The sequence below is a fragment of the Streptomyces sp. A01 genome (genome assembly GCF_059026195.1).
Genome location: NZ_JBWLKN010000001.1, coordinates 526111 through 550852 on the forward strand (window position 1 = coordinate 526111; position 24742 = coordinate 550852).

General features: G+C 72.9%; 23 protein-coding genes. 13 read left to right on the plus strand and 10 right to left on the minus strand.

All coding sequences use genetic code 11. The features are described 5' to 3' along the window. The first annotated feature begins 411 nt into the window (after positions 1-411). The 5 genes from AC5P1B_RS02145 (at position 412) to AC5P1B_RS02165 (ending at position 5343) form a co-directional block, all read left to right on the plus strand. Positions 412-1146, plus strand: coding sequence for a hypothetical protein (locus AC5P1B_RS02145; protein WP_493884401.1), 735 nt, complete (start codon positions 412-414; stop codon positions 1144-1146). After that, positions 1134-2678, plus strand: coding sequence for an NADH-ubiquinone oxidoreductase-F iron-sulfur binding region domain-containing protein (locus AC5P1B_RS02150; RefSeq protein ID WP_493884402.1), 1545 nt, complete (start codon positions 1134-1136; stop codon positions 2676-2678). The genes AC5P1B_RS02145 and AC5P1B_RS02150 overlap by 13 nt, the downstream gene beginning before the upstream one ends. Before the next feature lie 241 nt (positions 2679-2919). Next, on the plus strand, positions 2920-4011 hold the full coding sequence (locus tag AC5P1B_RS02155; RefSeq protein WP_493884403.1) for an SCO0930 family lipoprotein: 1092 nt from the start codon (positions 2920-2922) through the stop codon (positions 4009-4011). A 259-nt stretch (positions 4012-4270) separates the two neighbouring features. Beyond that, the gene (locus AC5P1B_RS02160; protein ID WP_493884404.1) at positions 4271-4765 is read left to right on the plus strand and encodes a hypothetical protein; all 495 of its coding nucleotides are present in this window, start codon (positions 4271-4273) and stop codon (positions 4763-4765) included. A gap of 92 nt (positions 4766-4857) precedes the next feature. Then, positions 4858-5343 (plus strand): VOC family protein, encoded by a 486-nt coding sequence (locus AC5P1B_RS02165; protein ID WP_493884405.1) that lies wholly within the window; start codon positions 4858-4860, stop codon positions 5341-5343. A gap of 57 nt (positions 5344-5400) precedes the next feature. On the opposite strand, the gene AC5P1B_RS02170 is transcribed toward AC5P1B_RS02165, so the two are convergent. After that, positions 5401-6303 carry an MBL fold metallo-hydrolase gene (locus AC5P1B_RS02170; RefSeq protein WP_493884406.1) on the minus strand — a complete coding sequence of 301 codons (903 nt, stop codon included), beginning with the start codon at positions 6301-6303 and terminating at the stop codon, positions 5401-5403. A 200-nt stretch (positions 6304-6503) separates the two neighbouring features. Between AC5P1B_RS02170 and AC5P1B_RS02175 the strand changes: the two genes are divergently transcribed. The 4 genes from AC5P1B_RS02175 to AC5P1B_RS02190 all read left to right on the plus strand — a co-directional run bounded on the left by AC5P1B_RS02175 (position 6504) and on the right by AC5P1B_RS02190 (position 11098). Continuing rightward, on the plus strand, positions 6504-9350 hold the full coding sequence (locus AC5P1B_RS02175) for a helix-turn-helix transcriptional regulator (protein WP_493884407.1): 2847 nt from the start codon (positions 6504-6506) through the stop codon (positions 9348-9350). A gap of 517 nt (positions 9351-9867) precedes the next feature. After that, positions 9868-10029, plus strand: a complete 162-nt coding sequence (locus AC5P1B_RS02180) for a DUF6629 family protein (protein ID WP_493884492.1) — start codon at positions 9868-9870, stop codon at positions 10027-10029. A 163-nt stretch (positions 10030-10192) separates the two neighbouring features. Beyond that, on the plus strand, positions 10193-10618 hold the full coding sequence (locus AC5P1B_RS02185; RefSeq protein WP_493884408.1) for an Hsp20/alpha crystallin family protein: 426 nt from the start codon (positions 10193-10195) through the stop codon (positions 10616-10618). A 78-nt stretch (positions 10619-10696) separates the two neighbouring features. Continuing rightward, positions 10697-11098: a DUF2267 domain-containing protein gene (locus tag AC5P1B_RS02190; RefSeq protein WP_493884409.1), complete on the plus strand. Its 402-nt coding sequence runs from the start codon at positions 10697-10699 to the stop codon at positions 11096-11098. A gap of 201 nt (positions 11099-11299) precedes the next feature. Here AC5P1B_RS02190 and AC5P1B_RS02195 read toward each other — a convergent pair whose 3' ends face one another. Continuing rightward, on the minus strand, positions 11300-12112 hold the full coding sequence (locus AC5P1B_RS02195) for an alpha/beta fold hydrolase (RefSeq protein ID WP_493884410.1): 813 nt from the start codon (positions 12110-12112) through the stop codon (positions 11300-11302). Between the two features lie 244 nt (positions 12113-12356). Between AC5P1B_RS02195 and AC5P1B_RS02200 the strand changes: the two genes are divergently transcribed. After that, positions 12357-12665: an AzlD domain-containing protein gene (locus AC5P1B_RS02200; protein ID WP_493884411.1), complete on the plus strand. Its 309-nt coding sequence runs from the start codon at positions 12357-12359 to the stop codon at positions 12663-12665. Between the two features lie 59 nt (positions 12666-12724). Here AC5P1B_RS02200 and AC5P1B_RS02205 read toward each other — a convergent pair whose 3' ends face one another. The 5 genes from AC5P1B_RS02205 to AC5P1B_RS02225 form a co-directional block, all read right to left on the minus strand. Beyond that, a complete protein-coding gene (locus AC5P1B_RS02205; protein ID WP_493884412.1) occupies positions 12725-13390 on the minus strand; it encodes an alpha-ketoglutarate-dependent dioxygenase AlkB family protein in 666 nt (221 codons plus the stop codon). A gap of 2 nt (positions 13391-13392) precedes the next feature. Further along, positions 13393-13971, minus strand: coding sequence for a hypothetical protein (locus AC5P1B_RS02210; protein ID WP_493884413.1), 579 nt, complete (start codon positions 13969-13971; stop codon positions 13393-13395). Next, a complete protein-coding gene (locus AC5P1B_RS02215) occupies positions 13968-14288 on the minus strand; it encodes an Ada metal-binding domain-containing protein (RefSeq protein ID WP_493884493.1) in 321 nt (106 codons plus the stop codon). The genes AC5P1B_RS02210 and AC5P1B_RS02215 overlap by 4 nt, the downstream gene beginning before the upstream one ends. Positions 14289-14327: 39 nt before the next feature. Further along, positions 14328-14840: a methylated-DNA--[protein]-cysteine S-methyltransferase gene (locus AC5P1B_RS02220; protein ID WP_493884414.1), complete on the minus strand. Its 513-nt coding sequence runs from the start codon at positions 14838-14840 to the stop codon at positions 14328-14330. Positions 14841-15288: 448 nt separating this feature from the next. Continuing rightward, on the minus strand, positions 15289-18432 hold the full coding sequence (locus tag AC5P1B_RS02225) for an AfsR/SARP family transcriptional regulator (RefSeq protein ID WP_493884415.1): 3144 nt from the start codon (positions 18430-18432) through the stop codon (positions 15289-15291). Positions 18433-18685: 253 nt separating this feature from the next. On the opposite strand from AC5P1B_RS02225, the gene AC5P1B_RS02230 reads away from it, so the two are divergent. Continuing rightward, positions 18686-20932, plus strand: coding sequence for a tetratricopeptide repeat protein (locus tag AC5P1B_RS02230; RefSeq protein WP_493884416.1), 2247 nt, complete (start codon positions 18686-18688; stop codon positions 20930-20932). Here AC5P1B_RS02230 and AC5P1B_RS02235 read toward each other — a convergent pair. Further along, on the minus strand, positions 20903-21826 hold the full coding sequence (locus AC5P1B_RS02235; protein WP_493884417.1) for a carbohydrate kinase family protein: 924 nt from the start codon (positions 21824-21826) through the stop codon (positions 20903-20905). The two genes, AC5P1B_RS02230 and AC5P1B_RS02235, sit on opposite strands and share 30 nt — an antisense overlap. A 647-nt stretch (positions 21827-22473) precedes the next feature. Continuing rightward, positions 22474-22809, minus strand: coding sequence for a cation:proton antiporter (locus AC5P1B_RS02240; protein ID WP_493884418.1), 336 nt, complete (start codon positions 22807-22809; stop codon positions 22474-22476). 460 nt (positions 22810-23269) lie between these two features. On the opposite strand from AC5P1B_RS02240, the gene AC5P1B_RS02245 reads away from it, so the two are divergent. Both AC5P1B_RS02245 and AC5P1B_RS02250 read left to right on the plus strand, forming a co-directional pair. After that, positions 23270-23914: an NsdA family TPR-like regulatory protein gene (locus AC5P1B_RS02245; RefSeq protein ID WP_493884494.1), complete on the plus strand. Its 645-nt coding sequence runs from the start codon at positions 23270-23272 to the stop codon at positions 23912-23914. A gap of 48 nt (positions 23915-23962) precedes the next feature. Continuing rightward, positions 23963-24181, plus strand: a complete 219-nt coding sequence (locus AC5P1B_RS02250) for a DUF397 domain-containing protein (protein WP_493884419.1) — start codon at positions 23963-23965, stop codon at positions 24179-24181. A gap of 223 nt (positions 24182-24404) precedes the next feature. Here the strand turns inward: AC5P1B_RS02250 and AC5P1B_RS02255 are convergent, their stop codons facing one another. After that, complete coding sequence (locus tag AC5P1B_RS02255; protein ID WP_493884420.1) at positions 24405-24695, minus strand: WhiB family transcriptional regulator; 291 nt, start codon at positions 24693-24695, stop codon at positions 24405-24407. Positions 24696-24742: the final 47 nt, after the last annotated feature.

Here is a 24742-nt window from a genome sequence, read left to right on the forward strand (position 1 = left end):
CTCGCTATGAGGGTGTGGCCGAGTCGGCCAAGGCCGCTGGTACCGGCCCGTATTGAACGGCTCGGGATGGGCATCTTCCGCAGTCATCGGGGGTGTCGGCGACGCGGGCGCAAGAATTTATCACATTGCGATAAACCTTCTGGCGAACTTGGTGTATTCAGCGATGCTGCTGCATCCCGGCTACCGGCCTTCGGTACGAAGGCCCCGCGCCCGAGCGATGGGGAGGCCCAGAAGCCCATGTTCCAGTCGCAGTCGCAAACACCGCACTCGCCCCCGCCAGGCCCGCGCAGGCGGCGTTCCTCCAGGCCGCGCACGTACGGGGTCAGGCCGCGCCCGCCACGAGCCGCCCGGCCCGGCCATCTGCCACCGCGTGCCCGGGGGCGGCACGCCGGGGCGCTGCCCTCCGAAGAGGTGCGCCCTCGTGCGGCGGCCCGCGTCATCGGCCCGGCCGCGCTCGCCTCGCTGATCGTCACCCTCAACTCGGGCGCTCTGACCCGGCTGGTGGAATTCCTCGACTACGGCGCGGGCGTCCTCGCCCTGGTGTCCTTCACGGCCACCGTGCTGTGGGGGCTGGCCGCCACCGACCGGCTGTTGCTGTACTCCCAGCACCGGCTGCTCGCCCAGGGCGTGCACCGGGGCCTGGCCGTGGCGGGCTTCGGCTTCCTCGCGCTGCACGTGTGGGTCAAGGTGGCCAGGGGGCGGACGAGCGGCCTGTCCGCCGCCGTGCCGTTCACCGACGGCGCCCGGCCCGTCCTGATCGGCCTCGGCACACTGGCCGGATACCTCTTCGTCACGGTGGCGGTGACCGGCGCGGTACGCGGCGCGTTCGCGGCCGGGGGACGGTCGCAGTGGTGGCGTGTGACGCACATGTGCGCCTACGCGGCATGGGGCGCCGCACTCGTCCACGGCCTGAAGGCCGGGCGGCTCGCGGCCGGGTGGGTGACGGCGTCCTACGCCCTGTGCCTGGTGGGAACCGCCGCGGCGCTGGCGGTGCGGTTCGTCATCGGACGCAACGCCGCGAGCCCACCGCCCCCGCCCCCCACACCGCCGCGAGAGCCCTCGACTGAGCCCCCGCTGTGGCGTGTGCGGCCGACGGCCGGCGAGCGGGACACCCAGGTGAGCGGTCCGCAGCGGTGGGGCCCGTGACGCGCCCGGAATTCGCGCTCGGCTGCGTCGGGCCGCCCCGTCTGCTGGCCGGGCTCGACGAGACGCCACGGCTCGGCCGCGTCGCCCACCTGGCGCTGCACGGCTCGCTGCCGCAGCCCCGCTGGTACGAGGTGGTCGCCCTCGCGGAGAACATCGACCTCAGAGGCCGGGGCGGAGCGGGCTTCCCCTTCGCCCGGAAGCTGCGCGCCGTCACGACGGCTGCCCGCGCCCGGGGTACCCGTACCGCCGTCGTCGTCAACGGCAGCGAAGGCGAGCCCGGCTGCCTCAAGGACACCGCGCTGCTGCTCCACGTGCCGCATCTGATGCTCGACGGCGCCGTGCTGGGCGCGCTGGCCCTGGGCGCCGAGGAGATCGTGGTCGGGGTGACCAGGCCGGACGTGGAACGTTCGGTACGCGACGCCATCGCCGAACGCGGCCCGGCCGGGCCGCCTCTGCGCGTGGTGCGGCTGGCCGAGCGTTTCGTCACCGGCGAGAGCAGCGCGCTGATCAGCGGTCTGAACCAGGGGTCAGGGCTGCCGTCCGGACGCCAGTCACGCACCAGCGACAGCGGGCTGCGGGGCCTGCCGACCCTGTTGTCGAACACGGAGACCTTCGCTCAACTCGCCGTCGCCGCACGGCTCGGCGCCCTCCCGTTCCGGTCGACGGGGCTGCCGGCGGAGCCGGGCACGGTGCTGCTCACCGTCGCCGGGACGTGGGTCATGGAGACCCCGACCGGCGTCCCCCTGTCGTACGTCCTCCAGCTCTGCGGCACGGAGCCCGGCCAGGGTGTGCTCGTCGGCGGCTACCACGGCAGATGGCTGGGGCCGCACGCGGCGTCGGTGGCCACCGTCTCCCGTGAGTCGCTGGCCGGATTCGGCGCGGTCCTGGGCGCCGGGGCGGTGCTGCCGCTGCCCGTGACCACCTGCCCCGTCGGCGAGACGGTACGCGTCGCACGCTGGCTCGCCGACGAGTCCGCGGGTCAGTGCGGCCCGTGCGTACGGGGACTGCCCGCGCTCGCCGACGCGCTGGAGGACGCGGCGCACGGCGGCGGCCAGGCGGCCCTCGACGGCGTACGCGCCCGCGCCGAAGCGGTCCTGGGCCGGGGCGCGTGCCGCCATCCCGACGGGACCGCGCACTTCGTCGCCTCCGCGCTCGCCGCGTTCCCCGAGGACTTCCACGCCCACGCCCTCGGCCCCGGCTGCGGTCGGCCCGTCCTCGGGGCGCTGCCGCTGCCCGCGGACGGAAACGGGCCGGGCGGCGCCGCGACCGGCACCCCCCAGGCGACGGCCGCGCGGACGGACCAGACCGGCGCCGGGGCCGCCAAGCCTCCCGGGGAACGGCTGGTGGTGGACTGGACGCTGTGCCAGGGGCATGGCCTGTGCGCGGACGTGCTGCCCGGCGTCATCGAGCTCGCCCCGGACGGCTATCCGAGCCAGGCCACCGTCGCGCTGCCCGAGCGGCTGCGCGGGCAGGCGCTGCGCGCGGTACGCCGCTGTCCCGCGCTGGCACTGCGCGTCGAGGAGCCGAAGTAGCCAGACAGCTCTGATCACATTCGCGAAGTGGCAGCAGCGGCTCCGGGGCCACGCCCAGGCCGCCTCGCGTGGTCGGCCGGGCATGGCCGCCACCGGACGGCTGATGCGACCCTGCCGTCGAAAAACCTCTGACTTTGATGTGATGTGACAAATTCCGCAGCCATTGAACGCTCTTGGCCCCGCGCCCCGTATCCATGGTTCGACGGCAGGAAGCCGCCGGACGACAACGTAAGGAGTGGTCATGAGGAAAGCGCGTCATGTGGCACTGGCCGGGGCGGCAGCAGCCATATTGCTCACCGCGGGATGCGGGAGTGAGGATTCTTCTGGGAAAGCGAGTGATGCCCAGCCCGCGGGCGGCAGCAAGAAGAGCGATTCGGAATATGGCGCGGGTGGCTACGGCTCCGGTGACGACAAGGCGGACGGTGCGGGAGCCGCCCAGCAGGACGCGGGCGACAAGAAGGAAACAGCGGGCAAGCTCGCCGTGCGCGACGTTCCCGAACTCGGCCCTGTGGTCGCCGACAGCAAGGGATTCACCCTCTACCGCTTCGACACGGACACCGCCGAGCCCCCCAAGTCCAACTGCGACGGCGGCTGCGCGAAGACCTGGCCCCCGGTCCCCGCGGACGACGCCGCGGCCACCTCGGGCATCAAGGCTGACCTGCTGGGAGAGGTGACCCGCACGGACGGCACCCGGCAGCTCACCCTCGCGGGCTGGCCCGTGTACCGCTACGCGCAGGACGCCAAGCCCGGGGACACCAAGGGGCATGGGGTGGCCGGCACTTGGAACGCGCTGGCCCCGGACGGCAAGCCCGCCGGGCAAGGGGGCGACGCCGGTGCGGAGGAGGACACCGGTGCGGGAGAGGACGCCGGTGCGGGAGAGGACACCGGTGCGGGCGATGGCGCCGAGTTGTCCACCACCGAGGACGCGAAGCTCGGCGAAATCCTCGTCGACGGAAAGCGAAGGACGCTCTACCGGTTCAACAAGGACAGTGCCTGGCCCATGAAGTTCGCCTGTAACGACGCGTGCCTGGAAACCTGGAAGCCCGCGAAGCCCGTGGACAAGGCCAAGGTCGATGGCGTACCCACCAAGCTGGTCACGACCGTCAAACGCCCCGACGGCACCAAGCAACTCGCCATTGACTGCTGGCCGGTCTACTGGTTCACCGGTGACAAGAAGCCGGGCGACACCAACGGGCAGAACAAGCAGGGTCTGTGGTTCACGGTGACGAAGGAAGGCAAGAAGGTGAAGGGAGAGGGCGGCTCCGGCGCCGCGCCGGACTCCGACGCGCCGGCCGCACCGGACGCGTCGGACGGTATGGACTACTCGTACTGACTCGTACTGACTCGTACTGACTCGTACTGACTCGTACCGACCGGTCCTGACCCGTCCTGACCCGTCCTGACTCCTCCTGGCGACGCCGCGTACCGAACCCGCACACCGGGCGTCGCCCGCGCGCCACCTCTGACAGCCGCCCACGGCCCCCCAGCCACCACCGTCGGGCCGCCGCTCAGCCAGCCACCACCAGCGGGGCCGCCGCTCCAGCGAGCGGCGGCTCCCCGGCCCCCAGCCCATTCGCCCCGCGAGGTGACCCATGACGCGCCCCCACCGTGCCGCCGCCGTGCTGTGCGTGCTCCTGCTGGGCGGCTGCTCCGCAGCCGAGCGGCCGGACGCCGCTCCCGCGAAGGCGAGCCGGGCACCGGCGAAACCGGCGTCGATCCGCACGATCTCCGCCGCCATCGGCTGCGAGGCCAAGCTCACCGTCGACGCCGAGGAGCTGCGCCAGGGAGCGTGCACACACGGCGGGGAGAACTACCGCATGGTCACCTTCGCCGCCGACGTGGGACAGCGGGCCTGGCTGACGGAGACTCAGTCCTATGGCGGCGTCTACCTCGTCGGCAGGCGCTGGGCCGTGACAGCCCAGTCCCCGGCCGCGCTCCGCCCGCTGCGCGCCAAGCTCGGCGGCACCATCGAAGCGGGCGAGACCCACGGCTCCTCGCACGCGCCAGGCGGCGGCCCCACGTCCGGGGCATCCTCCGCCCCCGGAGCCGGGAAGGGGGATGACAGCCATGACCACGGCGGTGGGTGAGGTATCCAGGGAAGGGATTAGGACGGAAGCTGGCCTATAGCCCCTCTAGTGTGAACGCCACGTTGAGCCAACCACCTGTCACGAGGAGTCGGATGTCCGTCAAGGCGGTTCCCCAGGGCTACACCACGGTCACGCCGTGGATCATCTCCCGCGACACGGCCCAGTTGATCGACTACCTGGAGCGGGCCTTCGGCGCCCAGGAGATCGCCCGTGTCACCGGCGACGACGGGAGCATCGGGCACGCGGAAGTACGGATCGGTGACTCGGTGGTGATGATGTTCGATGCCCGGCCGGACTGGCCGCCGACCCCTGCCTTCATCCGGCTGTACGTCGAGGACGCCGACGCCGTGCACCGGCAGGCCGTCGAGGCCGGAGGCACCTCCGTCACCGAGGTCACGCACCTCGGCTTCGGCGACCGCGTGGGACGCGTGCGCGATCCGCTGGGCAATCTGTGGTGGGTGCAGACCCGGGTGGAGGACGTGAGCGCGGAGGAGATGCAACGGCGGCTTACCGACCTCGAGTTCACCAAGGCGATGGAGTACGTCCAGGGCGCCGACTTCTTCCCCGCCGAGTCCTGACCACCCGATCCCGTACCCGGCCCTGGGCGCGGCCCGGGGGCGCGGGAGGAAGCCGGCTCACACACGGCTGAACGGCGCCCAGCTCTTGATGGTGAACGTGCTTCCCTCGCGGCTCACTTCCGCGCCACCCGACCCGCCGAGGTGCGCGGGCAGCACGAGGGCGCGGTGGTCGGCGGCCCATTCCAGGACCCGGCGCCGCGACGCACGGGCCTGCGCCGGGTCCTCGCAGAAGCAGCTGTTGACGTCCGGCTCCAGCAGCTGCACGGGGGTGTGCAGCAGGTCGCCGACGAAGACGGCGTGCTCCGTACCGGACGTCAGGCGTATCACTGAGGAACCGGGCGTGTGTCCCGGCGCGAGCTCCAGCCGGAGGTTGGCGTCGATGTCGTACGAGTCGTCCCACAGCACGGCCTGCCCGGCCTGGTGCACCGGGGCGACGCTGTCCTCGAAGACGTTCTGATGACTGCGCGCGCCCTTGGGCCGGTGATTTCCCAGCGGGTTCCAGAATTCGAAGTCGGCATGCGGCAGGAGATACGTGGCGTTGGGAAAGGTGGGAACCCAGTCCCGCCCTTGCAACGTGGTGTTCCAGCCCACGTGGTCGACGTGCAGGTGGGTGTTCACCACGATATCGACGTCTTCCGGACGGACCCCGGCGCGGGCGAGGTTGCCGAGGAAGTCCGTCTGGAGATGCCGCCACATCGGTGCGTACGGACGCTCCTTGTGATTTCCGGCTCCGGTGTCGATCAGAATGGTCTTGCCCTCGCTGCGCAGCAGCCAGCTCTGCACCGCGCACACACAGTCGTCGCTGGTCGGGTCCCAGAAGTCCGGTGCCAGCCAGGACTTGTTGGTCTCCCAGAGACCGGGCGGGCTGTCGGGGAAGAACTCCTGTGGCGCCATCTCGGCAGAGCCGTGGAATTCCATGACGCGGGTGATATCCACGTCGCCCAGTGTGATCGTGTCCATGCGCGGCTTCCTCTTCTTCGTGACTTCGTGGCGGGTCTTCGCGACCGCTCTTCGTGACCGTTCTTCGTGACCGGTTCTCGCGTGCTCGCTCGTCCCCCGTGGCAGACCACTGAATTCTGGGCCGCGTACCGGCCCGCCCGGTATCCGTCACGTGACTGCACTCGCCGTCGCGGCGTTAGGCTCGGCGCGAGGAGGCCGATGTGCATCAGCAGGTGGCGGGGCGCCCGTACGACGGACACGAGACGGAGGCGGCGGGGGAGGAGATCGTCGGCAGGGACGCGGAGACCGGTCGGCTGCTCGCCCTGCTCGGCCACCTCCCGGCGGGGGGAAGTGCGCGCGGCGACACCACGCCCACGCCCACGCGCGCGTCCGCATCCGCGTCCGCCGGGAAGGTGCTGGTCCTCACCGGCGATCCCGGCACGGGCAAGAGCACGCTGCTCGACCTCGCCGCCGCTCACGCCGACACGGCGGGCCACCGCACGTTGCGGGTGACGGGGAGCGAGCATGAGGCGCGGCTGGCCTTCGCCGGGCTGCATCAGCTGCTCGCGCCGCTACGGCACGCGTTCGCCACGCTGCCCGCCGGGCAGGGCTCCGCGCTCCAGCAGGCGCTCGGTGTCGCGTCCGCGCCGACACCGCCCGACCCGATGCTGCTCGGTGGCGCCGTCCTCACCCTCCTCACCGACCTCGCCGGTCGTGCCCCGCTGCTGCTCATCGCCGATGACGCGCAGTGGATCGACCGGGGCTCACTGGACGTGCTCGCCTTCGTCGCCCGGCGGCTGGCCGATGAGCCGGTCGTCCTGCTGCTGGGCGCCCATGGCCAGGGCCTGCTCCCCGGGTTCGACGGCGTCCACCCGGCGCTCACGCTGGAGCCGCTGGATGACACGGCCGCGAACCGGCTGCTCGATTCGTGTCCGCACCGCCCGCACGGGCTGATCCGGCGCCGCATCCTGGACCAGGCGGCCGGAAACCCGCTGGCCCTGACCGAGCTGGCCCGCGCGGCGGCCGGCAACGCGCCCGCCGCGCAAGGACTGCTGACGGGGCCGCTGCCGCTCTCCGACCGGCTGGAACGGGTCTTCGCCGCCCGCCTCGGCCACCTCCCTGAAAGCACCCGCCGGGCCCTGCTGCTCGCCGCGGCCGACACCTCCGCGCCCCTCGCGGCCACGGCCGGACCTGGCGGAGCGGACTCCGCCGACCTCGCCCCGGCCGAACGTGCGGGACTGATCCGCGTAAGGGACCAGCGCCTCACCTTCCGGCACCCCCTCATCGCCTCGGCCGTCTACCACAGCGCCCCCGCCGACGACCGTAGAGCCGCGCACACGGCCCTGGCCGACGCGCTGCGCGAGGAACCCGACCGGCGCGCGTGGCACCTGGCGGCGGCCGCGCTCACCCCCGACGAGGAGGTGGCCGCCGCCCTGGAGGAGACAGCGGACGCGGCCCGACGGCGCGGCGGATACGCCGCGGCCGCGGCCACCCTGGAACGGGCCGCGGAACTCAGCCCGGACCGGGGCGACCGGGCACGGCGGCTCATACGCGCCGCGAGCATGGCGGTCTTCACCCACCAGCCCGCCTGGGTCCAGGAACTGACCGCCCAGGCCGACGCCCTCACCGACGACCCGGCCCTGCGCGCGCTGGCCTCGCTGCGCGCGGGTCAGGCCCTGACCGTCATCCACCAGTACCCGGCGGCCTTCACCCTGCTGGCGCACACAGCGGAACACGCCGCCGCCACCGCACCGGACACGGCACTCGACGCCATCGCCACCGCGGCGGTGGTCGGCTACTACTCGGGAGACGAGACCCAACGCCGCGCGATCCAGCGACTGCTGCCGCTGATCGAGGAAGCACCGCACGCCAAGTACCCCCGGCTCTGGGCGCTGGCCGTAGCCGATCCGTACGGCAGCAGAGCCACGCTGCTCAGCTGCCTGCCGCAGCTCGCGGCCGAACCCAGTGACCACCCCGGCCGACTGACGGCGCTCGCCACGGCGGCCTGGCTGATCGACGAGACCCCCCTCGCCATCGAGCTGTTCGACGTCTCCATGGAGCAGTGGCGTGCCCGAGGCCCGCTCCCCGAAGGGCTGGGCTGCGCCCCCGGGTGGGCCTACTACGAACAGGGCCGCTGGGCGGACGTCAGGGCGGTCGGCGGCGACATGGCGGCCCGCGCGGCCGAGGCCGGGCTGCCGCACATCGCGGCTGGAGCCCTCGCGCTGGACGCCACCGTGCTCGCCGCCCAGGGTGACTCCGGCGGGGCACGACGGGCCGCGAACGACGCCCTGACCGCGGTGAATCCGCTGAACAGCCGCTCCACCGCCGTCCGCGCGCGGGCCGCCCTGGCGACGGCCGCGGCGGCTGACGGCGACTACGAGACGGCGTACGAGCAACTCCGGCTCGTCTTCACCGCGGACGGCGACCCCGTGCACTACCACGCCTCCTACAGCGTCCTCGCCGACCTGGCCGCCGCCGCGGCACGCACCGGCCGGCAGGACGAAGCCCTGGTCATCCTGGACCGCGCGGCCGGCCGACTGGGCGCGGACCTCCCCGCGCGCCTCGACGCGCTGCTTCACCGGGGCCGCGCCCTGCTGGTCGGACCCGACACCGCCGAGGACCACTTCCGCGCCGCGCTGTCCCGGCCGGTGACCGAACACTGGCCCTTCGAGCGGGCGTTGACGCACCTGGACTGCGCCGAGTGGCTGCGCCGACGCCGCCGCATCAACGAGGCACGCCCCCATCTGACAGCGGCCCTGGAGACCTTCCGCCGCCTGGGCGCACGGCCCTGGGCGGAGCGCGCCCAAGCCGAGCTGCGCGCCTCCGGCATCGAGGTCACCCAGCCGCCACCGGACGCGCTCACCCAGCTCACCCCGCAGCAACAGCAGATCATCCGCCTCGCCGCCGGTGGCCTGACCAACCGCGACATCGCCGAACGCCTCTTCCTCTCACCACGCACCGTCTCCTCCCACCTCTACCGCACGTTCCCGAAGCTGGGCATCACCGCGCGCGGGCAGCTGCGCGACCTTGTCGACGGGGCGGCACGCTCAGGCGGCGGTACGCGGTGAGAACCGCGGGCCTCCGCCGTCGCTGAGCCGCCGTCGCTGAGCCGCCGTCAGCGGCTGCTGACGGGCGCGCGGGGCCGCCGCCGCACTCGCGGGCGCCCGTCTCCGTGGTGCGAGCGACCCACGGAGACCGCCAACACCGGCTTCCCCCCCCCGCACCGGACGGTGGCACCGGTCAGGAATCCAGCCCACCTGACGGTGCTGAGGCCAGGCGCCGCCGACGCGCCCGCGCGGCGCGGGCTCCGGCGTCGGCGGACGAACCGGCGGCGCCCGCGCGGCTACGGGGCACGAGTACGCCAGGTGAGGGCCCCGCAGCACCACGCGTGGGCCCGGAGCTGGTACGTGCCGCCCCGCCGCCGCACCTTCCCGCCGAGCCGGGCACACGAGCGGGCGGCGGTGACCGACCCGCCAAGTGGCTTAGACGCCCCGGGCGCAGGAGTGCGGAAAGCGGGCGGGTAGCCGTAGAGCTACCGGCGGTAAAGATCAATTCACGCGGGTCCGGGCCCTGCTCCACTCCAGGCTGCTCGTCGCCGGGGCGGTGATCTGCGTGGCGCTGTGGCGGTTGCGGTTCGTCTCCACCTGGTGCGCGTTCGCGGCGGTGTGCTCGGTCGTTCTGCTCGGCTGGGCCCGGCGGCGTCCTGCGGCGTCCGCGCCGCGCCGGAGACCGGCTGCGGGGCCTTGAGCAGTAGCCGCTTCCCGCGCGGTCGTGTCCCCGGGGCGGCCAGCGGGCGGCCGCCGGCCCGGGAGCTTCCTGAGTCGGGGCTTGTCAACTTTATGGGTGTCGGACTATATAAAAAGGCGTAGGGCATCGCACGCAGTGCGAGAGAGAGAAGGAGTGACCTGTGATGCTCATGCGTACGGACGCGTTCCGTGAACTGGACCGGTTCCCCCGGCAGATGCTCGGGGCCGCGGCCCACCCGGCGGCGATGGCGATGGACGCCTACCGGACGGGCGACGAGTTCGTCGTCCACTTCGACATGCCGGGCATCGACCCGGAGACCATCGACATCTGCGTCGAGCGCGATGTACTCACGGTGAAGGCCGAGCGCCGTTCACCGGCTCCCGAGGGCGCCGAGATGATCGCGGCCGAGCGCCCCACAGGTCTCCGCACCCGCCAGCTTCTCCTCGGCGACACGTTCGACGCCGACCGGATCGACGCCTCGTACGACGCCGGAGTGCTCACCCTGCGCCTGCCGGTCTCCGAGAAGGCCAAGCCCCGCAAGATCAAGATCAGTGACGGCACCGGCGCGGTCCGGCCGATCGCCGCCTGACCCGGCTTGGCTCCTTCGACGAGAAAGGCACCCTTGACGATGCGCCACCCGCACAGGACGGATCTGCAGGAGCGTGGCATGACCTTCGATGAGCTGGTCGAGGAGGTACGGACCGAGGGGCTCTACCCCGGTCGGGACCAGGCCGAAGAGGTCACAGGCATGGTGCTGGCGGCTCTGGGCCGCCAGCTCACCGGAGAGGAACGCGTCGACCTGGCCCGGCTTCTGCCTCCCGAAGCCGCCCAGATGTTCGCGGGACAGGTGCTCCTGCCCCGGCCGTTGACCGGCGGACAGTTCGTGGACGACCTCGTCACGCGCGCCCAGGAGGCCACCCCGGCGACGGCCCGCTGGGATGCCGGCTCCGTCCTCGCTGTCCTCGCCCGGCTGACCGGGCCGGATCTGCTGGAACGCGTCCTCGCCCAGCTGCCCGACGGCTACGCCCTCCTGTTCGGCCAGGCTCAGCTCACTCCAGCGGCGGCGTGACCAGCCCCGCATGACGCCGCGCACGCGGTCAGGTCCCGTACGGACGCGTACGGGACCTGACCGCGTGGAGCGCGCACCGGGCGCCCCGCCAGGGCGCGGGAGCGACGCACCGGCGGGACCTGGCGCAAACGCCGAGGCGATCCGGTGGTCAAGACGCCCGTGACCAGGGGCGATTGTCAGTCACGGTCTGTCAGTCGCGGGTCAGTCGCGGGTCGGTAGCGCGTCGAGGAACCGCCGTAGGGCCGTGTTGAACTCCGTGGGCTTTTCCAGGTTGGGCAGGTGCCCGGCGCCCTCGATGACGGTGAGCGTGGCGTCCGGGAGCGTGTCGCGCAGCGACTGCGCGGTGCTGACCGGGGTGTACGCGTCGTCCCTGCCGACGACGACCAGGGCGGGCACGGTCGCCCCCGCCAGGCTCTCGCGGTAGTCGGGGCGTTCAGCCCGGCTCCGGAGTGCGGCGGCGGCGCCCTTGGGGTCCGTGCCGCGCATCATGCCGAGCACGTGCCGGGCGACGTCGGGCAGCCCGGTCACGTTGTACGGGGCGATCATCTTGTCGATCACCTCGTCCGCGTAACCGCCCATCCCCTCGGCGAGTACGCGGTCGGCCATGGCGTTGCGCGCAGCCTTTCCCTCGTCGGTCTCGGCGGCGTCGAAGGTGTCGGCGAGCAGCAGGGCGCGGGCCCGCTCGGGGTACAGCCGGTGGAACTCCATGACGATCTGCCCGCCCATGGACAGGCCGCCGATGATGACCTGGCGCAGCCCCACATGGTCGAGCAGCGCGGCGAGGTCGTGCGCGAACGCCGCGAAGGGGAAGGGCCCGGGGGCGACCGTGGTCGCGCCGTAGCCGCGCGAGTCGGGGGTGAGGACCCGGTATCCGGCCTGGACGAGGTCGGCGACCTGCGGCGCCCACATGCTGCGGTCGAAGGGGTGCCCGTGCACGAGGAGAACCGGTATGCCGTCGGTGGGGCCCTGGTCGTCGTAAGCGACCGTGACGCCGTTCACTGCCACAGTACTCATGATGATCACTTTAACCGTGCGGAGCCCCGCACAGCCCGGGACTTGGGCGCCTCACGGGCGTCGGCGCGGTCCGGCCCGGGGCACGCCGGCGTGCGCGTACGGCGGCTCCGGCGCTGCGGGACGCGGCGACCCGCCATGGGGCCCTGGCCGGCGCGGCCATCGCTCTCGCGGCGACCTCCCTGCTGCCCGCAGGACTGCCCGTGCTGCCCGCCCTCGCCGGTCTGCTCCTCGCCAGGCGTGCGTCATGACCGTCGCCGCCATTCTCGTGCCGGCCGTGGGAACGTACGCCTTCCGACTGGTCGGGCCGCTGCCGCACGGCCGGATCGAGCTTTCGGAGTGGGCGGCGGGCCTGTTCGCCACCGGCGCCACCGTGCTGCTCGTCGCCCTGGTGGCCACCGCGACGCTCACCGAGGTCCAGGAGCTCGCCGGACGGGCCAGGCCGACCGGTGTCCTGGTCGGCGGGTTGCTCGCGTGGCGGAAGGCGCCGTTCGTGGCCATCGTGATCGCGGCGGCCGTCACGGCCGCGCTGCTTCGCCTGGCGGGCGTCCCCTGAGAACGCTCGGCGGGCGGCGCCGGTCCGCGTCACCCGGTCCGCGTTCCCGCGGGCCGGTGTCAGTCCGTGCCGCTCAGCCCGGTCACGCGCAGGGTGATGTTGAGACGGCCACGTGCCAGGCCCGTCGCGGGATCGGCCGTGCCGGGGAAGACCTTCGGCACCCCGTGGTACGCGAAGCGGGACGGCCCACCGAAGACGAACAGATCCCCGGAGGCCAGTTCCACGTCGGAGTACGGCTTGGTGCGGGTCTCGGTGTTGCCGAACCGGAAGACGCAGCTGTCGCCGACGCTGAGCGAGACGACGGGCGCGCTCGACCGCTCGTCCTTGTCCTGGTGCATGCCCATCCGTGCGGCCTCGTCGTAAAAGTTGATCAAGGCGGTGTCGGGGATGTAGTCAGCGGCGGCCGCCTCATCGTCGTACGCGTCGGTCACGGCGCGCCGCCCCAGCTCCACCAGCCACCGGGGGAGCGGCGCGACCCGCTCGCCGTTGACGTCGTCCGCGCTCCGCGTGTACGCGTACGGCTGCCAATGCCAACCGAGGCATACGGTCCCCACCGACATCACCCCGCCCCGGGGCAGCTTCGTATGCCGCATCGGGACCGGTCCGGTGGCCCACTCCCGGCACGCGGTGACCAGGGAACGCTGCTGGTCGAGGGTGAGCCAGCCGGGGACATGGACGGCGCCGGGGGCGAGGTGGGCGCGGGGCCGGGGGACGAGCGCGTCCATGCTCACTCCTGCCCGCCGTGCCGCGCGAGCGGGTCAGGGCCTGGCGCGGGTGGCAGGAACGTGGTCCATCCCCGGCTGACCTGCCAGTGCCCGCCGTCCGCCGAGACCCCGCACAGCCCCTCCAGCGTCGCCGTGCCCGCCAGTTCCACGGTCTCCGGGGCGCCCAGACTGGCGAAGGCGTAGGTGCGCCGCGCGGTCCAGCCGGTGCTGTGCCGCAGACGGCGGGCCATGTTCGCCCACCCCAGCGGGTGGCCGGCCACCACCCAGGCGTCGGGTGCCCCAGCGGTGAACCGCCGGGCCTGCCGCAGCCAGGAAGCGGCCTCCTCGGGCCAGTCGACGACGCCGGTCACGTCATGGCCGAGGTCGCGCCAGGCGGCCGCGAAGGCTTCGGCCGCCGCCCGCGACGCGGCGTCGCGGCCGTGGCCGACGGCGACGGACAGGACCCGCGGCCGCTGCGAGGTGAGCAGGTCCAGCAGCGCGGCGAGCTCGGCCCCGGTGTGCGGGACCGGCGGGCGGACGCGCTCAGCGGCGGGGGCCGCGAGGGGAGTGGCGGCCCTCCGGGCTTCCTGGAGCGATGTCATGGTGCTGGTCTCCTCATGCTGTGTCCCTCGCTGTGACTGTCCGCGCGCCTCTCGCCGCGGTCCGCGCTGCCCGTGGCGTGCTGCTCCGCCCGCCATCGCGCGTACGCCTGCGGGAGGCAGACCGCGCACGGCCGGTAACCGGCGGCCCGGGCGGCGGCCTGGTCGGCGAAGAAGACCCGCTGCGGTGCGTATCCGCCACGGGCGAGGGCGCGCAGCGCCGAAGGGCAGTCCAGCCGCCCGTAGAGCCGGCTCTTGCGGTGTCCCCCGAGCGTCCCCGGGACGGGGCTCTCCCGCTGCCGCCCGTCGCTGCCGGTCAGCGTGTAGGTCCGGCGTGCGGCGGGCCCGCCCCGTGACTCTCAGCCAAGCTGGGCTTGCAGCGCGCCCTCGTGCACCAGCAGCGCCTCCTTGCGGTCGAGCCCGCCCGCGTAGCCGGTCAGGGAGCCGTTGGCGCCGATGACCCGGTGGCAGGGCCGCAGGATCAGCACCGGGTTGGCGCCGATGGCGGTGCCGACCGAGCGGACGGCGGAGCGCGGGGCTCCGATGCGCTCGGCGATCTTCCCGTAGGTGGTGGTCGTGCCGTGCGGAATGGACTCAAGCGCCTGCCACACCCGCTGCTGGAACTCCGAGCCACCGGCGGTGTACGCCAGGTCGAAGCTGGTCAGCTCACCGGCGAAGTACGCCCGCACCTGCCGCACCGGCTCCGCGAGCGCCTCCGGGTCCGCGCGCCAGTCGGCCCCGGTGGCCGGCGCGTTCCGCTGCCCGGGAACGGACAGCGAAGTCACGGTGACCCCGCCCCGCGCCGCCGGGTCCTCCTCACCCGTCAGCAGCAGCTCGCCCAGCGGGCTGTCGATGGTGGTGTAGACCGTCATCGGTCTGTCCTTTCCTTGTTCTCTCCTGGTACGTCTACCAGCCTGCGCCACGTCAGCCATCTCGTCTGGCGGATTTCGGACGTGGCGCTGATCCCTGTCCACAGCCCCTCAGGCGGCACGTCGCGGCCTTCTTCCTGAGTTCCAGGAGGTGGGCCAGCGGGGCCCGGAGGCCGCGCGCGGACGGAGTCTCCTTCACCATCGAACCGGCCGAAAAGGCCAGCGCGGGCACCAAGCTGACCATCGTCCACGGCGGCTTCGCGAGCGCGGACAGCAAGATGCTGGAGGGCGTGAGCGGAGGCTGGACGATGGTTCTCTCCGCGCTGAAGACGCTGCTTGAGGGCGGAAAGCGGCTCACACCCGCTTGAGAAGCGGGAGACGCCCCGCGTGCGGGAGCACGGGCCCGGTCGGCGGCCGCGCCCCGTGTCCGGCCGACGGCCGGGCCCCGGGCCTACCCCGCCTGGCCGTCGGGGGTGGCCGCCGCCCGGCGCCGGATGTCCTGCGCTTGCCGGGCGAGGCCGAGTTCCTCGTAGAGCGCCAGCGCCCTGAACCAGTGCGGCGCCGCGGCCAGTGGGCCGCGCGACGCCTGGACGATCTCCGCGATGGCGCTCAGCGCCTGCGCCGCCTCGTACGGCCGGTCAAGCTCGCGCGCCATGCTCAGCGCCTGCCGGTACGTGCGCAGCGCCGCCGCGTGGTCGCCGCGCGCCTGCTGCGCGGCGCCGGTCGCGGCGAGGACCCGCTGCCGCTGGTGACGGTCGCCGATCCGGTGGGCGATCTCGTCCGCCAGCTCCAGATGCACGCGCGCCTCGGCGTACTGCCCGTCGGCCTGGTAGGTGATGGCGAGGTTGACCAGGGAGTCCGTCTGTCCGGGGGAGTCGTGGATGGCCCGGTAGGTCTCCAGGGCCATGCGGAAGTACGCGAGCGCCTGACCGCGGTTCCGGCTCTCCCGGCACAGATTGCCGAGGTTGTTGTAGAGGATCGCCAGTTCCTGTCTGCCACCCACCCGCCGGACCAGGGCGAGCGATCTCTCGTAGTACTCCCGGGCGTCGGACTGCCGCTTCTGGAGGCTGTACACCTCGCCGATGTTGTTGAGGGCCTTGATCTGCCCGCGCACGTTGTCCGTGCTCCGGTGGATCGCGAGCATGGTGTGGAACTGGTTGGCCGCCTCCTGGAGACGGCCCAGGTGGGCCAGGACGATGCCCTGGTGGTTCAGCGCCTCCGCCTCACCACTGCGATTGCCGACGGCCCGGTGCAGCGGCAGGGCCTCACGGAACCGGCCCAGGGCCTCCGCCAGCCGCCCCGCCACCAGATCGGCGATCCCCATCTGCTCCAGGGCCTCCGCCTGCACCCAGCGGTCGCCGACGTCCCGCCCCCTGAGCAGGGACTCCCGCGCACAGGCCATCGCGTCCTCGTGGGCACCCTGCGGACGCAGCAACGCGGCCCGCTCGATGAGGAGTCGCGCCACAGCGCCCGGCTCGTCGCCGGTCCGGGCGATGTCGAGCGCCACGGCGTTCAGCCCGGTGGCGGCCTCCCATCTGCCCCAGATGTGGAACGCCTGGTCCAGGACGTGGGGAAAGACCACCGCCGCTCGCGGGTAGCGCTCGGCGGCCAGCCGCGCGGCCGCCAGCAGATTGCCGCGGTTGAGGTCCAGCCACGCGGCGGCCGCGGCCGCGTCCTCGAACACGGGCAGCGGGCGCACGGCGTGCGCCGCGTCGACAGGCAGGCGGCAGCGCTGCGGATGGGCCAGCCGGTCCGCTAGGTCGGCGGCCGCCAGATAGTGGTCGAGGACCCGGTGCACCGCCGCACGCCGGACATCCTCCACGTCGTCCCGTTCACCGATCCGCAGGGCGAAGTCCCTGACCACATCGTGCAGCCGGTACCGCTCCCTGACGGGTTCCTCCAGCAGATGCGCGTCCAGCAGGGCGTTCAGGCTCCGGCGGGCGGCGGCCTGGTCCACGTCGGCCAGTGCGCAGGCGGCGTGGAGCGTGAGATCGGGGCCCGGGTGCAGTGCGAGGCGGCGGAACAGCCGCTGGTCGTCGCCGCGCAGCCCGGCATACGAGAGGTCGAAGGCCGAGGCGATGCCCGGGGGCGCGTCGATCTCCTCCAGCGGGCGCGCCGACTGCGACAGCTCGTCGGCCAGATCCCGCACCTCCCAGCAGTCCCGGTGCCGGAAGCGGTTGGCGGCCAGCCGGATCGCCAGCGGATGGTGGCCGCACAGGGCGACCACGCGCCGCACGTCCATGGGCTCGTACGTCCGGTTCGCGCCGACGATGCGGGTGAACATCGCTGCGGCCTCCACCGTGTCAGGGACGTCGAGGCACACCGACCGCGCGCCCTCCAGATCCGCCAGCCGGTGGCGGCTGGTGACGAAGACCCGGCAGGTGCGCGCGCCGGGCAGCAGCGGCCGCACCTGCGCGGTGCCCCGCGCGTCGTCGAGGACGAGCAGCGCCGTACGGTGCGCCATCCGCTCCCGCCACAGCGCGGCCCGCTCGTCCAGGTTCGCCGGCAGCTCCCCGGCCGCCACGCCCACGGACAGCAGCAGCGTCGCCAGCGCGTCGCCCGGGTCCACCGGCGCCTGCTCGTGGTGGCCTCGCAACGGCACGTAGAACCGGCCGTCGGGAAAGCGGTCGGCGAGCAGATGAGCCGCATGGGTGACCAGCGCCGTCTTGCCGACCCCGCCCATCCCGTGTACCACGGTCAGCGACAGCGCGGTCGCCGCCGGGTCGGCCCGCGCCAGCAGCCTGCCCAGCTCGTGGACGCGTCCGGTGAAATCGCCGATGTCGCGGGGAAGACTGTCCGGCGGCCCCGGCGACGGCGCGCGCACCGGGAGCGGACGCGGGGCGCGCAGCGCGGGATCGCGGCGCAGAAGACGCTGATGGAGCTGGACGAGTTCCGGGCTCGGGTCGCAGCCGAGCTCGTCGCCGAGATGCCGCCGGAGATCCCGGTAGACGCCCAGGGCGTCACCATGCCGACCGCACCGGTAGAGCGCCAGCATCAGATGCGTCGCGTACGGCTCGGAGTCCGGCGCGTCCGCGAGCAGCCCGGACAGCTCCCCGACGAGATCCGCGTGCCGCCCGAGCGACAGCTCAAGCCCGATCCGCTGCTCCCGCACCCGCCGCAGGTCCTCAGCGAGCCGTCTGCGGGTCGCGGCGGCCCACGCGCTGGTGAACTCCGTCAGCGGCTCCGCCCGCCACAGGGCCTCAGCCTCCCGCAGCAGCGCCACCGCGCCCTCCGCGTCACCGCCCGCCGCCATCCCGCGGGCCCGCTGCCACAGCAGATGGAACCGGCGCAGATCGACGGCCTCCGGGTCCGCCACCCGCAACACGTAGCTGCGCGCCGTGAACTCCACGCACGCGCGGTCGCCGACGGCGGCCCGCAGCTGCGACCGCAGGCGGGAGACGTAGCTCTGCAACGACGCCGCCGCACTCGGCGGCGGCCGGTGGTCCCAGACCCGGCTCAGCAAGCTCTCCACGGGGACCGGCGTGCCACCGGCGCACAACAACACCGCCAGCAGGCACCGCTCTTTGGCCGAACCGAAGTAATACGGCGAACCGTCGGCCCACAACTCCAGCGGGCCGAGCACCCGGAACTCCACCAGCGACCCCCCTCGCGCCGGTTGTGCCCCTCACCCTGACTGGGCGTCAGCCACTGTGGCACGGCGGCGCCGGGGGCGGCAGGGAGCGCCGTACGGGCGGTTGAGGCACAGGGGGCGCTCGGCCGCGCACGCGAGGCATGCGCCCGTGGCAGCCGGGACGCGCACGGCCCACCGTGCCGGAAGCCGTTTGTCCGGCGGCCGCCCTGGGCAGCCGTCGTCCAGGGAAAGCTGACCTGTACATCTGTTCTCGGCCTTGGGGGACGGCTTGGGGAGCGACGGCAGACAACCGGCGGGCGGGGAGTCACGGGATCGGGACATCCGCAACACGCTGTCAGGCTCGGTTCTCGGCCCGAGCCTCCAGGCGGGCGCCATCCACGGTGACGTCCACGTCGGCGTGCCCGCTTCGAGCCGACGCCCGTCTCCACGTCAACTCCCGCCAGCCGCACGGCACTTCACCAACCGCACCGCAAGTCTCAGCAGACTCGACTCGCTCCTGGGGTCCGGTTCCCCGGCTCTCGCGCTGATCAGCGGGCCGGCGGGGGTCGGCAAGACCTCACTCGCCCTGCACTGGCTGCATACCCGCCGCGACGCGTTCCCCGACGGACAGCTGTACGTGGATCTGCGCGGCCACGACGGGGGAGACCCGGTCGCCCCCAGCACCGTCCTGCCGTGGTTCCTGCGCGCGCTCGGTACCTTGCCGGACCAGATGCCCGCCGAACTCGCCGAACAGGCGGCGCTGTTCCGCACGCTGACCGCCGACGGGCGCCTCGCCGTGCTGTGCGACAACGCCGTGTCGGCGGCGCAAGTCCGCCCGCTGGTCCCCGCCTCCCCGGCGAGCGCGTGCGTGGTGACCAGCCGGTGGCGGCTCAGCTCACTGCTCCTCGACGGCGCGGAAGTCCTGCCCGTCGAACCCCTGGACCCCACGTCGGCCGTCGAACTGCTCGGCCGGATCGCGGGCGCGGACCGGGTGGCCGCCGACGCGGCCGCGGCTCAGCGGCTCGTGACGTCCTGCGGGCATTTCCCGCTGGCGATCTGCGTCGGAGCCGCCCTGCTCACCACCCGCCCCGGGTGGAGCGTCGCCTCGGCCGCCGCGGGACTCGCCGCCCTGCGGTCCGGCCGGCCCGATGAGGAGGTCTCCATGACAGCCAGCCTCGACCAGTCCTACGCGCTGCTCTCCGACGACACCGCCCGCCTGTACCGGCGGCTCGGCCTGCACCCGGGACCCGAGTTCGGCTCCGCCGTCGCCGAGGCGGTCGCGGGGACACCCCCGGTCGTGGGCAACGTGACCGAGTGCCTGGCCGGTCTCGTCGAAGCGAACCTGCTGGCCGCACCGGCCCCCGGGCGGTTCGCGTTCCACGACCTGATCCAGGAGCACGCACGGAGCCGGGCCGGACTCGACGAAGCACCTTTGTCGCGGCTGGAAACCGTCACCCGTCTCACCGACTACTACCTCGCCAGCGCGAACGAGGCCGACCACGTCCTGTATCCGCACCGGCGGCGCCCACCGGCCGAGTACGGGTATCCGCCCGTAGCGCCGATGACCTTCATCGACTCGGCGTCCGCGCTGGACTGGCTGGACACCGAGCGGGAGAACCTGCTCGCCGTCCAGCGGCTGGCGGCCGAACGCGGGCTGGACACGGCGAACTGGCAACTGGCCGAATCCCTGTGGGCCTTGTTCGTCCTCATGCGCTACCACCAGGACTGGATCTCCTCCCACCAGCTCGCCGTCCAAGGCGCACTTGCCTGCGGCCACCGGCTCGGCGAGACCCGGCTGCGCACCGGCCTCGGCATCGCGTACCGGGAGACCGGGCGCTACGAGGAGGCCCTGCGCGAGTTCGAGGCGGCGGGGGCGATCCGCAGGGAGATCGGCGACCGGCGCGGCGAGGGCCTGGTGCTCCGCAACATCGGCCTCACCCACCGCGCCCTCGGCGACCTGGACCGGGCCCGGACGGTCCTGCGCGAGGCACTCGCCATCCGCGAGGAGACCGGCGATGTGCACGGCGCCGCCAAGGAACACACCGCGCTCGGTGAGGCCGAAAGCCTCGCGGGGCGGCACGAGGCGGCGATCACGCACCTCGCCCAGGCACGGGACGCCCTCGTCGAAGCCGGGGACCCCTACCACGCGGCGTTCACCGAACGGCTGCTGGGCGAAGCCCACTGGCGCACCGGCGACCGCGGGCGGGCCCGTGCCCACCTGCACGCCGCCCTGTCGGCGCACGGCGCCCTCGGCGGTGACGTCTTCGAGACCGGTACGATCCACGAGACGCTGGGAGCCCTGGCCGAGACGGAAGGCGACACGGCCTCGGCCAGGGACAGCTACACCCGGGCCGAGGACGTCTACGACAGGCTCGGCGCCGAAGTGGACGCCCGCCGTGCCGCCGACCGGCGCCGCGGACTCAGCGCGCCACCGGGCCCGGCACCGGGCCCGGCTGCCCCGCCGCCTGTACCGCCCTCACCACCCCCACCGGCCTCACCGCCAGGTTCCGACCTTGGTACGTAGCGGATAGACCTGACGCAGCGCCGCCAGCTCATCGCGCGACAAGAAACCGTCCGCCGCCGAGTCGGCGCCGACCTTCCACCCGGCGAAGACCACCGCCGACTCCAGCGCTTCCACCGGTTCGCCAGAGGCGAGCCAGCCATGCAGGAACGAGGCGAACAGCGCGTCGCCCGCGCCGTCCGTGCTGCGCACCGGCCGTGGCGTCACCGCGTCGATCTCGACCATACGGCCGTCCCTGAGGCCCATCACGCAACCCTGTTCACCGCGCCCCACTGCGGCGATCCGGCACCCCGGATACCTGCGGAGCACCTCGGCGATCCACTCCTGCGGCGGCCCCGACAGCCGCTCGTGGCTGCGGAAGAGGACATCGGCACACTCCAGCCACGGCCGCTGGCCCGCGTGATCGACATCGAGCGCCGTGTGCAGGTCCGTGGCGATGGGCAGCCTCAGCAACTCCTTCGCCACCGGCAGGAACGGCGCCCCGAACGCGCCTCCGCTGACCACGGCCAGATCGGCCCCCACGGCACGCTCGATGAACCGCTCCATCGGGTAGTCGCGGGGCCCGCTCGCCCACGCGTTGCGCGCGGCCCGCCCGTCCGGTTCGAGCAGGATCACCGTCTTCGCCGACTCGGGCACGGTCACGATGCCAGGGCCGTCAAGGCCCGAGCGCCGGAGCGCTGTCCTGATGACCTCTCCGGCGTCATCGGCCCCGACCAGAGTGCACAGTCGTGGCATGTCGCCCAGGCGCAGCAGCGCCCCGGCGATGTTGTACGCGCCGCCCACCACGGCACACCGCATCCAGGACGGACTGCGGTAGGCGTCGAACTGGAGCGGGAAACCATCCACGGGAACCGTCATGGACAGCCTGGTCATCCCCGCGATCACGATATTGGCCATGTCGCTTCTGCCTCCCCCGGGGTACTGAGAACACGTCGCCGGGCCCGCCGGTGACCGGGCGTCCTCACTGACGGTCACCGGTCGGTGCACCCGTTGGGACGAGCGTGCGCGGGGGGCCTGGGCGGACCGCTTGCAGAACGCCTGCAAGAGGCTGGACCGCGAGCCGTCGGATGGCATCGGCCCCGTCACCCGGAGCGGGCGGCGGGGCCGATGACGACACCTGATTCCGGTGGTACGGAAGTCGCCTCCCGTCGCCCGGTCTGGAGTCAGGCCATTCAGATCATGAACCTGCAGATCTCCATGAGGACCGTGGTTCCGGATACGAGGGCGGCAGCGTACATCGTGGTAAAGCTCCTGATGAATGGTCAACTTCGTAAAGGACACGTAAGTTGAGTGACCTAAGACGAACAGGGGTGTACATCCGGCCGTCAATGTACAACGCCTGTTAGCCCCTACGGGCGAGTTGGGGCTATGCGCGCACGCGGGGGCTCTCGCTATGCGGCGCGAGTCGCATACATCGGGAGTGCGGAGATCGCCAGGCGCCTCTTGATCTCCCTACGCGCGGTGCGCGTGGCCGGCCACCGCGTCGCCGTCATCGCGCCGCTCGGGCAGCCAGGGCAGCTAGCGCAGCCCGGGCGGATCGGCGGTCATGGCGGGGCGTCCGTTTCCGCGTGCCGGGTGTCCGGTGCCGGCTGCGGATGTCTCTTCGAACCGCCCAGGTGCCGGCCGACCGCCAGGGCGGTGACCGGTCCGCCGATCGCGGAGATCGCCGAGACGAGCAGCAACTTGGCGGCCATCGGGCCGGGGCCGATCTCCACAGCGAGCGCGATGGCGAGCAGCGGCAGGCCCAGCGATGTCGCCGGAGTGAGGGCGTGCAGTCGTGCGTAGGGCGCGGGCAGTACGAGCAGCGCCAGCGCCGCGAGTGCCAGTACGGCCACGGCGGTGCACAGCAAGGTCAGGGCGGTCACATGGCGCGGCTCCATCAGCGGTCCTCTCCTGGTAAGCCGCACGCCGAGAAGCCGGCGCCGTGTCCCGGCCCCCGTCCCGGCCCGGTGCCTGTCGGCGGCTGCGGGCCGCTGAGGATGACGTAGAGCGTGCAGAGCATGGTCCACCGGATCGGCGGGAGAACCCCCGCCGTCATCGCACGCCGCATCCGTTCCTTCCTCTCCAGGGCCACCGCCCCAGGCCCGGCACGGTCGGACTGGCCGGGCCGCGCGCCGCGGCCCGCGCCGCCATGCCTCGTCCCGCGCTCTCGGTGCCGGACGCCCGCGGCCTCGGCTGCGTCGGTCAGCGGCCCAAGGCGTTCCCGCTGCGGGACACCGCGCACACCGGGCCCTCAGCGGAGGCGATCCCGGCCGCGACGACACAGCCGGGTGGAGGCGGAGCCCGCGAGCGGCGCCACCCCGCTCAGCACGGCGGCCCCTTGGCGCCGGGAGTCCCCGCATAGATGGTTTCCCCCGCCACGGGCAAGCCCAAAGCCGCCATGGCCAAAGCCATGGCCAAAGCCGTGCCCTGGGCCCGCGTATGCGGGCCTTCCTCGCCAGGCAGCAGGCCCGCGCCGCCGCTGAGAGCGGCGACCGGGCCACGGCCCTGCGGTGGTTGAAGGAGGCCGAGGTCGCGATGGACAGGGCGGAGCCGCGAGCCGAAGCGTTCGGCTCCTCCCTCCAGTCGTCGCTGAACCACCACATGGGTCAGTTTCTGTACGAGCTGGGCGACACGGCCGGGTCTGTCGACTCCGTGGAGGAGTCCTCCCACCTGCGCGAGCCGGTCTACCGCCGGAGCCGGGTCCGCTACGGCGCGTTGCTCACGGAACGGAAACTCGGAGTCGGCCGACTCGACGAGGCGCGCGCCGACTGGCATCGGGTCCTGGGCGACTACGCACACGTCCAGTCCGGCCGCTGTGATGACCGGTATCACGCGATGATGGCCGCCATCCGCCCGTGTGTGAAGAACGCGCACACCGGTGAGCTGTACGAACGCGCCGACCGTCTGACAGCCGCCCCGGCACCACCTACGCGCGGATCAGCTTCAAGTCATCCTGGGTTCATCGCCTGCATCGCCTGGGCAGCAGCACGTCATGCGGAATAGGTTGAGCTGCCTGTCCCCGTCAGATGCTCCAAGCAGGAGGACGGAAACGTGGCCAGAGAGTCAGCGTTACCGGTCAGCCCATGGCGCAAGAGCTCCTACTGCCAGCCTAGCGATTCCTACCGCACAGAGGTTGCCGATTTCTCCGATGGTGTCGGCGTCCGGGACTCCAAAGACCCTGACGGACCGACACCGCGTTTCGCACCCCAGGCTTGGGCCGAGTTCCTCATCGCAGTGAAGACCGGCGATCTCACACAGCTCTCGGCGTGACCACCCGCAAGATGTTCAGCGTTGGAGGAGCGAGCCCGTCCCCGGCACGGCGCGTGCGGACCCCAACCCCGCGGTCGCCTCATGCGCGCGTGGCCCGTGGCCGACGAGCGTGACGACATCGGCGGGTAGGACTGCGCGCACGACACTTCAGGGCGACGGGCAGGAGGGGGTTCATGGATACGGGGAGTGTCCCGAGCCTCGGTGTGCGGACGGCCTCGGCCCCTCACCGCTCGGGCGGCTGTCCCTCCCGGTGGCGCCGGCGTTCGCGTTCCGCGCGGAGCAGGTCCTGGCGGTCCGCTTCGCCCGTACCGCCCCACACGCCGTGGGTCTGGCCGGTGCGTACGGCCCAGTCCAGGCACATCCGAGTGACCGGGCAGCGGGCGCAGACGGACTTGGCCGCTGCTTCCTGCTGCAAGCCTCGCGGACCCACCACGCCGACGGGAAAGAATAACTCCGGGTCCTCGTGAGCGCATTCGGCGCGTTGCCACCACTCCTCGGCGGCGCCGAACGTCATGTCCGTGGTGTCGCTCCCGCGGGGGCCGGGAGCCCTGTTCGAACGTG

What these genes read in the sequence shown, in the direction of transcription:
- AC5P1B_RS02155 (WP_493884403.1), top strand. Translation starts at nt 2,920, where the DNA reads ATGAGGAAAGCGCGTCATGTGGCACTGGCCGGGGCGGCAGCAGCCATA.
- AC5P1B_RS02160 (WP_493884404.1), top strand. Translation starts at nt 4,271, where the DNA reads ATGACGCGCCCCCACCGTGCCGCCGCCGTGCTGTGCGTGCTCCTGCTG.
- AC5P1B_RS02165 (WP_493884405.1), top strand. Translation starts at nt 4,858, where the DNA reads ATGTCCGTCAAGGCGGTTCCCCAGGGCTACACCACGGTCACGCCGTGG.
- AC5P1B_RS02170 (WP_493884406.1), bottom strand. Translation starts at nt 6,303, where the DNA reads ATGGACACGATCACACTGGGCGACGTGGATATCACCCGCGTCATGGAA.
- AC5P1B_RS02185 (WP_493884408.1), top strand. Translation starts at nt 10,193, where the DNA reads ATGCTCATGCGTACGGACGCGTTCCGTGAACTGGACCGGTTCCCCCGG.
- AC5P1B_RS02190 (WP_493884409.1), top strand. Translation starts at nt 10,697, where the DNA reads ATGACCTTCGATGAGCTGGTCGAGGAGGTACGGACCGAGGGGCTCTAC.
- AC5P1B_RS02195 (WP_493884410.1), bottom strand. Translation starts at nt 12,112, where the DNA reads ATGAGTACTGTGGCAGTGAACGGCGTCACGGTCGCTTACGACGACCAG.
- AC5P1B_RS02200 (WP_493884411.1), top strand. Translation starts at nt 12,357, where the DNA reads ATGACCGTCGCCGCCATTCTCGTGCCGGCCGTGGGAACGTACGCCTTC.
- AC5P1B_RS02205 (WP_493884412.1), bottom strand. Translation starts at nt 13,390, where the DNA reads ATGGACGCGCTCGTCCCCCGGCCCCGCGCCCACCTCGCCCCCGGCGCC.
- AC5P1B_RS02210 (WP_493884413.1), bottom strand. Translation starts at nt 13,971, where the DNA reads ATGACATCGCTCCAGGAAGCCCGGAGGGCCGCCACTCCCCTCGCGGCC.
- AC5P1B_RS02220 (WP_493884414.1), bottom strand. Translation starts at nt 14,840, where the DNA reads ATGACGGTCTACACCACCATCGACAGCCCGCTGGGCGAGCTGCTGCTG.
- AC5P1B_RS02235 (WP_493884417.1), bottom strand. Translation starts at nt 21,826, where the DNA reads ATGGCCAATATCGTGATCGCGGGGATGACCAGGCTGTCCATGACGGTT.
- AC5P1B_RS02240 (WP_493884418.1), bottom strand. Translation starts at nt 22,809, where the DNA reads ATGGAGCCGCGCCATGTGACCGCCCTGACCTTGCTGTGCACCGCCGTG.
- AC5P1B_RS02255 (WP_493884420.1), bottom strand. Translation starts at nt 24,695, where the DNA reads ATGACGTTCGGCGCCGCCGAGGAGTGGTGGCAACGCGCCGAATGCGCT.